This window comes from Bradyrhizobium sp. SZCCHNS3052 (genome assembly GCF_032484495.1).
GTDB lineage: Bacteria > Pseudomonadota > Alphaproteobacteria > Rhizobiales > Xanthobacteraceae > Bradyrhizobium.
Map to the genome: position 1 here is coordinate 235,382 of NZ_JAUETB010000010.1, position 15,069 is coordinate 250,450.

The following is a 15,069-nucleotide window of genomic DNA, read 5'->3' on the forward strand; positions in this document are numbered from 1 at the left end:
ACGCGTGGGGAGAGCGGAGTGCTACTGATACGCCGAGACGATGTCGCTCACAGCGCGTTCCAATTGCTGAGCTGTCGCGCAGGGGCGCACGACGTTGCAGAAGGTCTGGTAGCGCGGCATCTCTGAATCGCCCCAGCCCCAGGTCATACGGCCCTCGGGATTGAGCCAGACCACGCGCTTGGCGCGTTCGGAGATGGCTTTGAGGATGTCGGCGCGTGGGTCGAGCTTGTTGCTGCGGGCATCACCCAGAATGATCACGGTGGTCTGTGGCGTCACCGACGACATGAACTGCTTCTCGAAATCCACCAGCGAGGAGCCGTAGTCGGACGAGCCGAAGCCGACCTTGTGCATGATCTCGGCCATGGCCTCCTCGGCCGGCTTCTGCTCAAGGATCTCGCTGACCTCGATCAGGTGGCCGGAGAACGCGAACGAGCGAACATCGCTGACGACGTCGTGCAGGCTGTGGATCAGCAGCAGGAAGAAATCCGAGACGCGGGCGACGGAGCCCGAGACGTCGCACAGCGCGACGATCTTCGGGCGGTCGCGGTGCCGGCGCTTCCACGCGGTGAGGAAGGGCACGCTGCCCCAGGCCGCGTTGCGGCGGAGCGTGCGGCGGACGTCGAGATGGCCGCGGCGCTGGCGCTTGCGCGGCTTCGCATAGCGCTCGCGCAGGCGGCGCGCGATCTGCCGGATCAGCGCCCGCATCTCCGCGACCTGGCGCGGCTCGATCCGCGACAGCTGCGCGTTGCGCAGGATCTCGTGGCGCAGGTTCTCGGTCTCCTCGCGGCCGTACAGCGCGAGCGCCTGCGCGACCGCATCGCGCACGGTGTCGCGCAGGCCGTCGAGCCCGGCCTGCAGCCGCTCCGCCAACGCCGGATTGGTCTCGGTGAGCCTATCGAGATCGTCGCGCAGCCGCTGGATCCCCATCGTCTCCAGCATGCGGCTGGAGAACAGGCCGCGCTGGGTGAAGTAGCGGATCTCCGACAGCCCGACGGCGCTGGACGCGTTGGCGATCGCGGCCGAGATGTCAGCCGTGTTCTGCGCCAGCAGCATCTGGGCAAGAGCGCCGAGCTCCGCGTCCGCCTCACCGCCGATCGGCTCTCCGGATGGCGGGGCCGACTGGGCCTCATTCGACGCCGCGTCCTGCTGCGTCTCGTCATTCGCCTCGGCCTGCGTTGGATCGACATGGGCGAAGAACAGGTCGAAGCAGGCGCCGAGCGCCTTCTTCTCGTCCTCGCTCTTGGCGAGCGTCAGCAGCAGGCTGTCGCGCAGCACCGTGCGATCGGCGAGACCGACGCTCGCCACAGCGCGCATCGCGTCGATGCTCTCGGCCGGCGACACGTGCACGCCGGCGCCGCGCGCCGCCCGAAAGAACCGATGCAGGTTCTCCTGCATGAGAGCCTCACCCGAAGATGTTCTGGCGCTGCGCCTTGGCGACGAAGGTCGTCACCTGCGGCAGCGCCACCTCGATGTCGGACTCGTATTTCAAGAGCACGTTGAGCGTATCCTTCACCACGTCATGGCCGAGCTCGGCCGCCTGCAGCAGCACCAGCACGCGCGCCCAGTCGATGGTCTCGCTGACCGACGGCTGCTTCTTCAGGTCGAGCGTTCTGACGTCGTGGATGAAGGCCACGAGCTGCCGGCGCAGATTCTGCGAGATGCCGGGCACGCGGCTCTCGACGATGCGCTCTTCCAGCCGCTGCTCGGGGAAGCCGATGTGCAGATGCAGGCAGCGCCGCTTCAGGGCGTCGCCGAGGTTGCGCTCGGAGTTGGAGGTCAGGATCACGGTCGGCGGCTTGGCGGCGGCGATGCTGCCGAGCTCGGGGATCGTGACCTGGAAGTCCGAAAGGATCTCCAGCAGCAGCGACTCGAACTCGGCGTCGGACTTGTCGATCTCGTCGATCAGCAGCACGCAGCCATTGGGCTCGAGCAGCGCCTGCAGCAGCGGCCGCGGCTCGACGAACTCCTTGGAGAAGAACACGTCGCCGAAATCGTGCAGCTGGCCGAGCGCCGCATGCAAGGTCTGAGCGCCGCCGAGCACCTCGCCGAGCTTGTCCTTCAGGATCTGGGTGTAGAGCAGCTGCTTGGCGTATTTCCACTCGTAGAGCGCCTTGGCCTCGTCGAGCCCCTCATAACATTGCAGCCGGATCATCTTGAGGCCGCGCCAGGCGGCGATCGCCTTGGCAAGCTCGGTCTTGCCGACGCCGGCTGGGCCCTCGACCAGGATCGGCTTGTCGATCGCCTGCGACAGGTAGACGGCGGTGGCGATCTGGCGGCTGGCGATATAGCCCTGGGCGGCGAGGCCGGCCTCGACGGCCGCGATCGAGGCGATGGCTGAAGAGGGGGCCGGGGAATCAGCCACTGACGAAACTCCGTTTCCTGGTATCAGGACCCGGCGCAGATGTGATCGGCGTTCCGGCCCCTGGACGTTGGTGGTCAGGCGAAAACCCTGACTTTTCCTCGCATTGTGTTATGTCCTGGCTACGCGTCCCGGGCAGCCCTGTCCAGTGCGCGCGTGGGTGCCTCGGCCGCATGGCTGCCGGTCGCCAGCGGACCGGACCGAGAACCTCCTCCTGCAAATCACGCCGAGCGGAATATGAACCGATCCATCCTGCATCTCCTCGTCCTGCTGGTTCTCGTGGTCGGAGGCGGCTGGATCATCGGCGCCTCCAACATGCCCGGCGCCTGGTACGGCTCGCTCAACAAGCCCTGGTTCACCCCGCCGGGCTGGCTGTTTCCGGTCGCCTGGACCGTGCTCTACATCATGATCGCGGTCGCCGGCTGGCGCACCTATGAGCGGGTCGAAAGCGGTGCGGTGATGCAGGTGTGGTGGGGACAGCTGGTGCTGAACTTCGCCTGGTCGCCGGTGTTCTTCACCGCGCATCTGATGTGGGTCGCGTTCGCGATCATCGCCAGCATGTTCGTGCTGATCGTGACCTTCATCGTGATGCAATGGCGCGAGGACCGGATCGCGGCGCTGCTGTTCGTGCCCTATGCCTGTTGGGTCGCGTTCGCGTCGGCGCTGAATTTCTCGGTGAACGTGCTGAATTGAGATGAGGCGGCTGATGGGGCGAAGCTGTCAACAATCGGGTGTGCTGCCGCCGCGTCCTCCGCTGTCGTCCCTGCGAACGCAGGGACCCATACCGCGGACGGCCGATTGTCGGAAAAGACTCCGAGTTGCCTTTCGTGCTCAACAATCAGGGCCGGTGGTTATGGGTCCCTGCGTTCGCAGGGACGACAGTCGGGGGTGGGGCGGGCAGCGCGGCAGACTGGCGCTTGATGGTCGAGGCGTTCACCCATGAACCTCAAGCAGCTCGAATATTTCGTGCAGGTCGCCGAGCTCGGCTCGTTCAGCAAGGCCGCGTCCGTGCTCGACGTGGCGCAGCCGGCGCTGTCGCGGCAGGTGCGGGCGCTGGAATCGGAGTTGAAGCAGCAGCTGTTCGCGCGCAACGGGCGGGGCGTGGCGCTGACCGAGGCCGGCAAGCGGCTGCTCGACCACAGCGTCGGCGTGCTGCAGCTGGTGGCGCATGCGCGCGAAGATCTCGGCGCCAGCCGCGATGCGCCGGTCGGCCGCGTCACCATCGGCCTGCCACCGAGCATCGCGCGGCAATTGACGCTGCCGCTGATCGATCGCTTCCGCAAGGAGTATCCGGCGGCGCGACTGGCCGTCGTCGAGGGGCTGTCGACGCATGTGGTGGAGTGGGTCACCACCGGACGCATCGACGTCGGCATGGTCTACAATCCGGAAGCCCAGCCCGGCATCGAGATCACGCCGGTGCTGCAGGAGCCGTTGGCGCTGGTGAGCCACGCGCCCAAGGGCAAGCGCCGCGTCACCGCGCCGCTGCCGATGGCCGAGCTGTCGCGCTACAGCCTGATCATGCCGGAGCGGGTGCACGCGATGCGGCGCCTGCTGGAGACGCAGGCGGCGCTCGCCGGGATCAAGCTCGACATCGCCTGGGAGGTGTCGAGCGTGCCCTCGATCATCGATCTCGTCTGCGCCGGCTACGGCCACGCCGTGCTGACCCCGAGTGGCGTCGCCGCCTCGGGCCGCGCCAGCGAGCTCGCCATCCGCCCACTGACCGAGCCCGCCCCGACCAGCGTGCTGTGCTTCGTCACCTCGGCGCACAAGCGCCCGACGCCGCTGGCGCAGCAGACCATCAAGCTGGCGACCGCGCTGATCCGGAAGCTGCCGCGGTGAATCGCGGGTGATCTCGGCTCGGGCAGTGCTACCCTCCCCTGGAGGGGGAGGGTCGCTCGCGCGCGAAGCGGGCGAGCGGGGTGGGGTGATCTCTCCCCGCGCGCCGGTGCCAGAGGAGAGATCACCCCACCCCGCCTCACGGCTCGCTTCGCTCCCCGTGAGCCGACCCTCCCCCTGCAGGGGAGGGTGGAGACCGCGGTGTCTGAGCCGTGCGAAAGCCAACAGCGGAGTTGTTCAGACCCATTCTAAAATCAGCATGGCTCCTCTGATATCTTATGCCGTTTCGGAATAGCTGATAGAAGCCCCCGGGCGCTGGCGCGGGCCGGCGCGCTCGGTCACATACCCGGTCAAGCCGCCGAAGCAGCAGGGCCGATCCCGTCAGGGATCGCGCGCCCTGCGGACCTCGGCCAACGCGCCAGAACAGCACCCAAGGAAGCAGAAGCGATGCCAACGACCGCCCGCGTCGACGTCCAGGCCTTTCTCGACGACCACAAGTTCTCCGGCTTCCAGTGGCTGATCTTCGCGCTCGGCTTCGTCATCGTGCTGCTCGACGGCTTCGACACCGCGGCGATCGGCTTCATCGCGCCGTCGCTCCTGAAGGAGTGGGGCATCGAGAAATCGGCGCTTGGACCGGTGCTGAGCGCGGCGCTGTTCGGTCTTGCCGGCGGGGCGCTGTTCGCGGGGCCGATCGCCGATCGTCTCGGCCGCAAGCTGGTGCTGGTCGGCTCCGTGCTGGTCTTCGGCATCGCCTGTCTGGCCTCGGCGTTCGCGACCAACCTGACCGAGCTCACCGTGCTCCGCTGCGTCACCGGCATCGGCCTCGGTGCCGCCATGCCGAATGCCGTGACCCTGCTCAGCGAGTACTGTCCGGGCCGGCTGCGCGCGACCATGACCAACCTGATGTTCTGCGGCTTTCCGCTCGGCGCGGCCTGCGGCGGCTTCCTCGCGGCGTGGATGATCCCGCAATGGGGCTGGCGCAGCGTGCTGGTGCTCGGCGGCGTCACGCCGCTGGTGCTGACCGTGCTGCTGATCGCGATCCTGCCCGAGTCGGTGCACTACCTGCTGTCGCGCGGCGCGAGCGTCGAGCGCGTCCGCAAGGTGATGCGCCGGATATCGGCTGCAGCCTCCGATGTCGGCCAGTTCGTGATGCTGGAGCCGGAGCACGCCGAGACCACCCGGCGCGTCAACGCCACCGGCATCGGCATGGTGCTGTCGCCGGTGCTGCGCGTCGGCTCGGTGATGCTGTGGGTCACCTATTTCATGGGGCTCGTGATCTTCTACTCGCTGATCAACTGGATGCCGGTGCTGTTCAAGGATGTCGGGCTCAACCCGCAGACCGCGACCCTGATCTCGGCGCTGTTCCCGCTCGGCGGCGTCGGCGCGGTGTTCTTCGGCCTGCTGATGGACCGCTTCAATGCCAACCGCATCGTGGCGGTCGGCTACGCCCTGACCGCGGTGGCGATCTTCCTGATCGGCCAGGCCGTCGGCAACATCGGCTTCCTGGTGGTGATCGTGTTCGTCGCCGGCGTCGTGATGAACACGGCCCAGTCGTCGCTGCCGGCGCTGGCCGCCGCGTTCTATCCGACCCAGGGCCGCGCCACCGGCGTTGCCTGGATGATGGGCATCGGCCGCTTCGGCGGTATTGCCGGCTCGTTCCTGGTCGCCGAGCTGACCGCGCGGCACCTGACCTTCAGCGAGATTTTCACCGTGATCGCGGTTCCCGGCTTGATCGCGGCGCTCGCCCTTGTGGTAAAGCAGGTCGTGGGACCGGGAGGCCGCGGCAGCGGCGAGGATGTCGGCTCCGCCGTGGTGGCGCATTGAGCGGCGCGCGCCACCGCAAGACACAGAAGCTTTGAGGGAGAGACTGACGTGATCATCGACGTGCACGGCCATTACACGACGGCTCCGAAGGCGCTGGAAGAGTGGCGCAACCGGCAGATCGCGGGCATCAAGGATCCGTCCGTCATGCCGAAGGCCTCCGAGCTCAAGATCAGCGACGACGAGCTGCGCGAGAGCATCGAGAGCAACCAGCTCAAGAAGATGAAGGAGCGCGGCAGCGACCTCACCGTGTTCTCGCCGCGCGCGAGCTTCATGGCTCACCACATCGGCGACTTCCAGGTGTCCTCGACCTGGGCCGCGATCTGCAACGAGCTGTGCTACCGCGTCAGCAAGCTGTTCCCGGACAATTTCATCGGCGTCGCGATGCTGCCGCAGTCGCCGGGCGTCGACCCCAAGACCTGCATTCCCGAACTGGAGAAGTGCATCAAGGAGTACGGCTTCGTCGGCATCAACCTCAACCCGGATCCCTCGGGCGGCCACTGGACCTCGCCGCCGCTGTCGGACCGGCACTGGTATCCGATCTACGAGAAGATGGTCGAGCTCGACATCCCCGCGATGATCCACGTCTCCACCAGCTGCAACGCCTGCTTCCACACCACGGGCGCGCACTACCTCAACGCCGACACCACGGCGTTCATGCAGTGCCTGACGTCGGACCTGTTCAAGGACTTCCCGACGTTGAAGTTCCTGATCCCGCATGGCGGCGGCGCGGTGCCGTATCACTGGGGCAGGTTCCGCGGCCTCGCCCAGGAGCTGAAGAAGCCGCTGTTGAAGGATCACCTGCTCAACAACATCTTCTTCGACACCTGCGTCTATCACCAGCCGGGCATCGACCTGCTGACCGGCGTGATCCCGATCGACAATATCCTGTTTGCGTCGGAAATGATCGGCGCCGTCCGTGGCATCGACCCGGAGACCGGCTTCTACTACGACGACACCAAGCGCTATATCGAGGCCGCCAAGCTGACCCCCGAGCAGCGCCACCAGATCTATGAAGGCAATGCACGGCGCGTGTTCCCGCGGCTCGACGCCGCGTTGAAGGCCAAGGGCAAGTAATCTAAAGGGCAGGCGATATGAGCACCCCCATGAACAATCTCGGCATCGTCAAGACGAAGATCACCCGCGCCGACAAGGCGGCGGTGGAGAAGCTGTCCAAGTTCGGCGTCGCCACCATCCACGAGGCGATGGGCCGCGTCGGCCTGATGCAGTGCTACATGCGCCCGATCTATCCGACGGCGAAAATGTGCGGCACGGCCGTCACCGTGCTGCTGCAGCCCGGCGACAACTGGATGCTGCATGTTGCGGCCGAGCAGATCCAGCCCGGCGACGTCGTCGTCGCCGCCTGCACGGTGGAGAACACCGACGGCTTCTTCGGCGATTTGCTGGCGACCAGCTTCCGCGCCCGCGGCGCCCAGGGCCTCGTGATCGACGGCGGCGTGCGCGACGTTGCTGATCTGACTGAGATGCAGTTCCCGGTGTTCTCGCGCGCCATCTCGGCTCGCGGCACCGTCAAGGCCACGCTCGGCTCGGTCAACATCCCGATCGTCTGCGCCGGAGCTGCCGTCAATCCGGGTGACGTGATCGTCGCCGATGTCGACGGCATCGTCGTGGTGCCGGCCGCGGTCGCCCACCAGGCAGCCGACGCCGCTGCTGCGCGCGAGGCCAACGAGGCCGACAAGCGCGAGAAGCTCGCGTCCGGCGTGCTCGGCCTCGACATGTACAAGATGCGCGAGCCGCTGGCGAAGGCCGGGCTCAAATACATCGATTGAGCATGACCGCGGCGTCCAACCCAAATCCTTCGAACCGATGGCATGTCGGGCTGATCGGCTACGGCGAGGTCGGCAAGATCCTCGCCGAGGATCTGCGCAAGGACGGCGTGCGCGTCTCGGCCTATGACGTCAAGCTGGCCGACTCGCGCGGCGACGCGATGCGTGGCCACGCCGCCGGCATCGGCGTGACGCTGGCCGCATCGCATGCGGAGCTGGCGGCGGAGGCCGACTTCGTCGTCTCCGCGGTGACCGCCAGCCAGGACGTGGCCGTCGCCGAGGCCTGCGCTGCGGCCATCAAGCCTGGCGCGTGGTTCCTCGACTTCAACTCGGCCTCGCCCGGCGCCAAGCAGCGCGCCGCCGCGCTGATCGACGGCGCCGGCGGCCGCTATGTCGAGGGCGCCGTGATGACCTCGGTGCCGCCCTATCGCATCAAGGTGCCGCTGCTGCTCGGCGGCGCGGGCGCGCGCGAGTTGGCGCCGCTGCTCAACGATCTCGGCTTCGCCGCCAAGCCCGCCAGCGACAAGCTCGGCGTCGCCTCGGCGACCAAGATGTGCCGCAGCATCATGATCAAGGGCCTCGAGGCGATGGTGATCGAGAGCTTCACCACCGCGCGCGCCTATGGCGTCGAGGACGCGGTGCTGGCTTCGCTGCAGGAGACGTTCCCCGGCATCGACTGGGAGAAGCAGGGCGCCTATTTCTTTCAGCGCGTGATCGAGCATGGCCGCCGCCGCGCCGAGGAGGTGAGGGAGGTTGCCGAGACCGTGCGCGACATCGGGCTGACGCCGTGGTCGGCGGAAGGCACCGCCGAGCGCCAGGCCTGGGTCGCCGATCTCGCCGATGGCGGCCTGTTCGGCACCCGCGGCACCAAGGAATTCGCGCGCAGCCCGGACTGGCGCACCGAGGCCGATCGCATTCTCAACAAGATCAAGTCCAAGGAGTAGGGAACCTCATGGAGTTCCAGAAGACCCCGGGATGGCTCGACTGGTATGACGGCCCGTCGAAGCCGCGCTTCAAGGTGCCGGCCGGCAGCGTCGACGCGCACTGCCACGTGTTCGGCCCCGGTGCCGAATTTCCCTATGCGCCCGAGCGCAAATATACGCCCTGCGACGCCTCCAAGCACCAGCTCTATGCGCTGCGCGACCATCTCGGCTTCGCCCGCAACGTCGTGGTGCAGGCGACCTGCCACGGCGCCGACAACCGCGCCATGGTCGATGCGCTGGTGCATTCGAACGGCAAGGCCCGCGGCGTCGCCACCGTCAAGCGCAGCGTCAGCGACGCCGAGCTGCAGGCGATGCACGACGCCGGCGTGCGCGGCGTCCGCTTCAATTTCGTCAAGCGCCTGGTTGACTTCACGCCCAAGGACGAGCTGATCGAGATTGCCAACCGCATCAGCAAGCTCGGCTGGCACGTCGTGATCTACTTCGAAGCCGTTGATCTGCCTGAGTTGTGGGACTTCTTCACTTCGCTGCCGACCACTGTGGTCGTCGACCACATGGGCCGCCCCGATGTCACCAAGCCGGTCGACGGTCCGGAGTTCGAGCTGTTCGTGAAGTTCATGCGCGAGCACGGCAACGTCTGGTCCAAGGTGAGCTGCCCGGAGCGTCTCTCGGTCAAGGGACCGCCGGCACTGAATGGCGAGCAGAACGCCTATCGTGACGTGGTGCCGTTTGCGAAGCGCATCGTCGAGACCTTCCCGGATCGCGTGCTGTGGGGCACCGACTGGCCGCATCCGAACCTGAAGGACCACATGCCGGATGATGGCCTGCTGGTCGATTTCATTCCGCATATCGCCGTCACCGCGGAGCTGCAGCACAAGCTCCTGGTCGACAACCCGATGCGGCTTTACTGGCCCGAAGAATCCTGAAGGAGGGAAGCGATGTCGCTCGACAAACCCTATACCGACGTTCCCGGCACGACCATCTTCGACGCGGACATGTCGCGGATGGGCTATCACCTCAACCAGTTCTGCATGTCACTGATGAAGGCGGAGAACCGCGCCCGCTTCAAGGCCAATGAGCGCGCCTATCTCGACGAATGGCCGATGAGCGAGGAGCAGAAGCAGGCGGTGCTCGATCGTGACCTGAACCGCTGCATTGCGCTTGGCGGCAACATCTACTTCCTCGCCAAGATCGGCGCGACTGACGGCAAGAGCTTTCAGCAGATGGCCGGCAGCATGACCGGCATGACCGAAGACCAGTACCGCGAGATGATGATCAAGGGCGGCCGCTCGGTCGAGGGCAACCGCTACACCGGGGAGAAGAAGTAAATGGCAAAGATCTCCGCAAGCGTCTTCACCTCGCACGTCCCGGCGATCGGCGCCGCCCTCGACCTCGGCAAGACCGGCGAGGATTATTGGAAGCCGGTGTTCGCCGGCTACGACTTCGCCAAGCAATGGGAGAAGGAGCAGAAGCCGGACGTCGTATTCCTGGTCTTCAACGACCATGCGACCGCCTTCAGCCTGGACATGATTCCCACGTTCGCGATCGGCACCGCGGCTGAATATCAGCCGGCCGACGAGGGCTGGGGCCCGCGCCCGGTCCCCAAGGTGATCGGGCATCCGAAGCTCGCCGCGCACATCGCGCAGTCGGTGATCCAGGACGATTTCGACCTCACCATCGTCAACAAGATGGACGTCGATCACGGCCTCACCGTGCCGCTCAGCCTGATCTTCGGCCAGGTCGATGCCTGGCCGTGCCCGGTGATCCCCTTCGCGGTCAACGTGGTGCAATATCCGGTGCCGTCGGGCCGCCGCTGCTTCATGCTCGGCAAGGCGATCCGCAAGGCGATCGAGAGCTATGACGAACCGCTCAACGTGCAGATCTGGGGCACCGGCGGCATGAGCCACCAGCTGCAGGGCCCGCGGGCGGGCCTGATCAATCGCGAATGGGACAACATGTTCCTGGACAAGCTGATCAACGATCCGGAAGGCCTGTCCAAGGTGCCGCATATCGAGTACGTCCGCGAGGCCGGCAGCGAGGGCATCGAGCTCGTGATGTGGCTGATCGCGCGCGGCGCCATGAGCGACGTCAACGAGACCAAGAAGGGCAACGCGCCGACCGTGCGTCACCGCTTCTATCATGTGCCGGCGAGCAACACGGCCGTCGGCCATCTGATCCTGGAGAACAACTGATATGGCCAAGACCATCAAGGTCGCGCTCGCCGGCGCCGGCGCGTTCGGCATCAAGCATCTCGACGGCATCAAGAACATCGACGGGGTCGAGGTGGTGTCGCTGGTCGGCCGCCGCTTCGACCAGACCAAGGAAGTCGCCGACAAATACGGCATCAAGCACGTCTCGACCGAGCTCGCCGACAGCCTCAAGCTGCCGGAGGTCGACGCCGTCATCCTGTGTACGCCGACGCAGATGCATGCCGCGCAGGCGATCGACTGCCTCAAGGCCGGCAAGCACGTGCAGGTCGAGATCCCGCTCGCGGACTCGCTCAAGGACGCGCAGCAGGTGGTGGAGCTGCAGAAGGAGACCAAGCTGGTCGCGATGTGCGGCCACACCCGGCGCTTCAATCCCAGCCACCAGTTCGTGCACAAGAAGATCAAGGCCGGCGAATTCCACATCCAGCAGATGGATGTACAGACCTACTTCTTCCGCCGCACCAACATGAACGCGCTGGGCCAGCCGCGCAGCTGGACCGACCACCTGCTGTGGCACCACGCCGCGCACACCGTCGACCTGTTCGCCTATCAGGCGGGCTCGCCGATCGTGAAGGCCAATGCGATCCAGGGCCCGATCCACCCGACCCTGGGCATCGCCATGGACATGTCGATCCAGCTCAAGGCCGCCAATGGCGCGATCTGCACGCTGTCGCTGTCGTTCAACAATGACGGCCCGCTCGGCACCTTCTTCCGCTACATCGGCGACACCGGCACCTATATCGCCCGCTACGACGATCTGGTGAACGGCAAGGAAGAGAAGATCGACGTCTCCAAGGTCGACGTCTCCATGAACGGCATCGAGCTGCAGGACCGCGAGTTCTTCGCCGCGATCCGCGAGGGCCGCGAGCCCAACGCCTCCGTGGCCCAGGTGCTGCCCTGCTACCAGGTGCTGCACGATCTCGACGTGCAGCTCGCCAAGGGCTGATACTTCTTCCCTCCTTGCGCGCGTTGCGCGTGAGGAGGGCTTCTACGATGGCGCAGATCTACGGCGCCTTGGACGGCTTCAGCTTCGGCAACGTCGCGACGATCTTCTGCTTGCCGTCGACGATTTCGGCCAGGAAGCTCTCACGGTCGATGTCGCCGTTCTGGTCCCAGCTTGCCTCCATCAGCATGCCCGGCGCCTTGTCCGGCGTCAGCGTCAATCCCTTCATGGTGGCGCCGAAAGCGTGGCCGTCGAACTTGCCGATCATCTCGGTGACGTATTTGACGAGATAGACCGCGGTATAGCCCTTGATGCCGTTATGGTCGGGCCAGTAGCGGTAGCGCTCGTTGAACTTCTTCGCAAAGGCCTGGATGGCAGGAATGGGCGCATCCGCGCTCAGGCCGACATGGCCGCGCACGCCGTTGGCGGCGGGGCCTGCGAGCTCCACGACCTTCTGGCTGAGCAGCGTCGTCTCTCCGAACAGCGGCACCGACAATCCCTGACGTTTGGCCTCGATCAGGAAACGCGCGCTTTCTTCCTCGTTGGTGTAGACGAAGATCGCGTCGGCCTTGACGTTCTTCAGCTTGATGACGTCGGAGCCGAAATCGACCTGGCCCTGCTCGGTCGACAGGTCGGACACGACGTCGATGCCGCGGGCCTTCATCTCCTTGACGAAGCTGTCGCGGCCGCCTTTGCCGAAATCGTTGTTCACCCAGACCACCGCGACGGACTTCACGTTCAGCTGGTCATGCAGATAGTTGGCGATCTTCGGCATGCTGAACTGCTGGCCGAAGGCGGTGCGGAAGATCCAGGGATTGCCTTGCGTCGTGATATCGGCGGCCTCGGCGCCGACGATCTGCGGCACCTCGGCCTGCTGCGTCAGCGCCATGTTGACCTTGACCGAGCCCGAATAGATCGGCCCCAGCACCACATAGGGCTCGCGGTCGAGCACCTTCTGCACCTGGGCCCGGGAGACGCCGGGATTGCTCTGGGTGTCGAGGTGCTCGGTCGCAATCTTGCGGCCGAGAATGCCTCCGGCATTGTTGATCTCGTCGACCGCCAGGGCGACGCCATCGCGCCAGTTCGTGCCCGACACGGCTCCGGGGCCGGACAGCTCGACGACATCGGGAATGTAGACGGTGTTCTCTGCCCAGGCCAAACCCGCCCACAGTGACATGGCGGCCGCCAAGCCGCTCACTCTTCCCAGATGCCTCATGACGTCCTCCCGATTGTTTTTTGCTTATGATGATGAACTTGCGGGTGCCTCTGCAAAACCCAGTAGTCGCGACGGCGTTCGCCATAGCAGCCGGTGCTGATCGTCCGGGTCCGGAAAGATCTCGGTAATGCCGGCCAGCAGCGGCCCGTAGTCGAGGCGTTCGGGCGCGCGCAGGAACGGCCAATCGGAGCCCCACACGCAGCGATCGAGCGTGAAGGCCTCGACCAGCGCGGCGATGAATGGCCACGTGTCGGCGTACGGATAGGGCTGGCGCGCGAATTTGTAGTAGCCGGACAGCTTCACATGCGCGTCGCGGTCGCGGCCGAGCGCGAGCAGGGCCTGGAAGGATGGGCGTTGCAGCCCATGCTCCACGGCAGGCCGGCCGCAGTGATCGAACACGAGGCGGACCGTCGACCGCTCGATGAGGGGCAGCAGGTCGAGCAACTGATCCTGCTCGACCTGGACCTGCAGAAACAGATCGAGGTCGGTCAGCTTGTCCAGCAGCGGCGCGGCGTCACGGTAATAGTCGGTGCCATGAAACGGCACGTTGAAGGCGACGCCGATGACGCCTGCAGCCTTCAACCGCTCCAGTTCCTCGATGTCGACGTCCTTCTCGACGACCGCGACGCCCTTGAACCTGCCATCTCCGAGCCTGAGTGTGTCGAGCAGGATGCGCCTGTCGGAGCCATAGCCGGAATTGGTCGCGACGATCAGCGCGTGCCGGACGTCGAAGACGTCGAGCACGCGAATGAGATGCGCGGCGGGCGCGATTTCCTGGCCGGTCGGACGATAGGGCGTATCCGGCGCGTAGGGGAAGCGCGCGGGATCGATGGCGTGGATGTGGCAATCGATCCTGGGGCCTGCCGGAAGTGCCATGGTCGAGCCCTCTCTGACCGACGTTCAGAACGTCGCCTGAATCGCCTTGATCAGTTCGGGCGTGACGTCGGGCAGAACCCCGAACCAGGCCTCGAAGGCGAGGCGGGCCTGGTTGAGCAGCAGGCCGAGCCCGTTCACCGTCGTGCAGCCGCGCCCGCGCGCGTCCACCAGGAAGGGCGTTTCGAGCGGTGTGTAGATCAGGTCCGCGACGAGCGTCTTCGCGGACAGTCGTCCCAGATCGATCTCCAGTGCGGGCTTTCCGATCATGCCGCGATCGGTGCTGTTGATGAGCAGCGCGACATCGGCGACTGCCGCCGAACGATCATCCCACGCCACCGTGCTGATGGCCGTCCCGAATTCGGCTGCGATGGACTGCGCCTTCTCGGTGGTGCGGTTGCTGATGCGGATGTCGCGGGCGCCATTCTCCAGCAGCGCCACAACGACCGCGCGCGCTGCACCGCCGGCCCCGAGCAAGAGAACAGGGCCTTCGTCGGCGCGCCAGTTCGGCCTGGCATCGCGCAGGCTCTGGACAAAGCCGTTGCCGTCATTGTTGAAGCCGCTCAGCGTGCCATCCGCTTCGACCACGATCGTGTTCACGGCGCCGATGCGTCGTGCGGTGTCGTTGACCCGGTGCAGCAGCGGCATCGCCGTCTGCTTGTGCGGCATGGTCACGTTGCAGCCGCGGAATCCGAGCGCCACCAGCCCAGCCAGCGCATCCTTCAGCCGCTCCGGCTGAACCGCGAGCGGGACGTAGGCGCCGCGCAGGCCGTGCGCGTTGAGCCAGAAATTGTGGATCGTGGGCGAGCGGGAATGAGCGACGGGCATGCCGATGACGCCAGCCAATCCGAATCCATTCGCTTGCGACATGCTGCGCGATGACCTCCCTTTTCAGATATCGACCTGTTCCGGCCAATGTGAAACCGTCTTATGAGCAATGACGCGCACAGGCAATTGAAACATTCGGCCACAAATCCTTGTCGCAATGCAGCGCATCATGGCTCAACGTCCAGTCCATGGGCGTCGTCGCGTGACCCGCCCCCCTGGGCAAAGCCAGGGGTGATTTCTATGATTGCGCAAGTCTGC

15 protein-coding genes are annotated in these 15,069 nt (G+C 65.8%); 10 read left to right on the plus strand and 5 right to left on the minus strand.

Going from position 1 to position 15,069, the window contains the following annotated elements; translation table 11 throughout:
* Nucleotides 1-21 precede the first annotated feature (21 nt).
* Nucleotides 22-1,395 (minus strand): vWA domain-containing protein, encoded by a 1,374-nt coding sequence (locus QX073_RS26435; RefSeq protein WP_316226633.1) that lies wholly within the window; start codon nt 1,393-1,395, stop codon nt 22-24.
* Between the two features lie 7 nt (nt 1,396-1,402).
* A complete protein-coding gene (locus QX073_RS26440; RefSeq protein WP_315715624.1) occupies nt 1,403-2,362 on the minus strand; it encodes a MoxR family ATPase in 960 nt (319 codons plus the stop codon).
* 276 nt (nt 2,363-2,638) lie between these two features.
* Between QX073_RS26440 and QX073_RS26445 the strand changes: the two genes are divergently transcribed.
* The 10 genes from QX073_RS26445 to QX073_RS26490 all read left to right on the plus strand — a co-directional run bounded on the left by QX073_RS26445 (nt 2,639) and on the right by QX073_RS26490 (nt 11,897).
* Nucleotides 2,639-3,052: a TspO/MBR family protein gene (locus QX073_RS26445; protein WP_316194615.1), complete on the plus strand. Its 414-nt coding sequence runs from the start codon at nt 2,639-2,641 to the stop codon at nt 3,050-3,052.
* Nucleotides 3,053-3,298: 246 nt separating this feature from the next.
* Complete coding sequence (locus QX073_RS26450) at nt 3,299-4,198, plus strand: LysR substrate-binding domain-containing protein (RefSeq protein ID WP_316193344.1); 900 nt, start codon at nt 3,299-3,301, stop codon at nt 4,196-4,198.
* Nucleotides 4,199-4,642: 444 nt separating this feature from the next.
* Nucleotides 4,643-6,019 (plus strand): MFS transporter, encoded by a 1,377-nt coding sequence (locus tag QX073_RS26455; RefSeq protein WP_315826464.1) that lies wholly within the window; start codon nt 4,643-4,645, stop codon nt 6,017-6,019.
* A gap of 48 nt (nt 6,020-6,067) precedes the next feature.
* Entirely contained in the window at nt 6,068-7,093 is a 1,026-nt protein-coding gene (locus tag QX073_RS26460) for an amidohydrolase family protein (protein ID WP_008971778.1), read from the plus strand.
* 17 nt (nt 7,094-7,110) lie between these two features.
* A complete protein-coding gene (gene ligK / locus QX073_RS26465; protein WP_011925385.1) occupies nt 7,111-7,806 on the plus strand; it encodes a 4-carboxy-4-hydroxy-2-oxoadipate aldolase/oxaloacetate decarboxylase in 696 nt (231 codons plus the stop codon).
* Nucleotides 7,807-7,808: 2 nt separating this feature from the next.
* Nucleotides 7,809-8,747, plus strand: coding sequence for an NAD(P)-dependent oxidoreductase (locus QX073_RS26470; RefSeq protein ID WP_316226634.1), 939 nt, complete (start codon nt 7,809-7,811; stop codon nt 8,745-8,747).
* 8 nt (nt 8,748-8,755) lie between these two features.
* Nucleotides 8,756-9,670, plus strand: coding sequence for an amidohydrolase family protein (locus tag QX073_RS26475; RefSeq protein WP_316226635.1), 915 nt, complete (start codon nt 8,756-8,758; stop codon nt 9,668-9,670).
* A gap of 12 nt (nt 9,671-9,682) precedes the next feature.
* Nucleotides 9,683-10,072: a protocatechuate 4,5-dioxygenase subunit alpha gene (gene ligA, locus QX073_RS26480; protein ID WP_257168873.1), complete on the plus strand. Its 390-nt coding sequence runs from the start codon at nt 9,683-9,685 to the stop codon at nt 10,070-10,072.
* A complete protein-coding gene (locus tag QX073_RS26485; protein WP_316193339.1) occupies nt 10,073-10,936 on the plus strand; it encodes a class III extradiol dioxygenase subunit beta in 864 nt (287 codons plus the stop codon). It begins immediately after the preceding gene.
* Nucleotide 10,937: 1 nt separating this feature from the next.
* Complete coding sequence (locus QX073_RS26490; protein WP_315751989.1) at nt 10,938-11,897, plus strand: Gfo/Idh/MocA family oxidoreductase; 960 nt, start codon at nt 10,938-10,940, stop codon at nt 11,895-11,897.
* A gap of 58 nt (nt 11,898-11,955) precedes the next feature.
* Here the strand turns inward: QX073_RS26490 and QX073_RS26495 are convergent, their stop codons facing one another.
* Genes QX073_RS26495 through QX073_RS26505 form a run of 3 tightly spaced genes read right to left on the minus strand, consistent with a single transcriptional unit; the run spans nt 11,956 to nt 14,853 of the window.
* Entirely contained in the window at nt 11,956-13,110 is a 1,155-nt protein-coding gene (locus QX073_RS26495; protein ID WP_316226636.1) for an ABC transporter substrate-binding protein, read from the minus strand.
* 24 nt (nt 13,111-13,134) lie between these two features.
* A complete protein-coding gene (locus QX073_RS26500; RefSeq protein WP_316226637.1) occupies nt 13,135-13,986 on the minus strand; it encodes an amidohydrolase family protein in 852 nt (283 codons plus the stop codon).
* 24 nt (nt 13,987-14,010) lie between these two features.
* Nucleotides 14,011-14,853, minus strand: coding sequence for a shikimate dehydrogenase (locus QX073_RS26505; protein WP_315751987.1), 843 nt, complete (start codon nt 14,851-14,853; stop codon nt 14,011-14,013).
* Between the last annotated feature and the right edge of the window lie 216 nt (nt 14,854-15,069).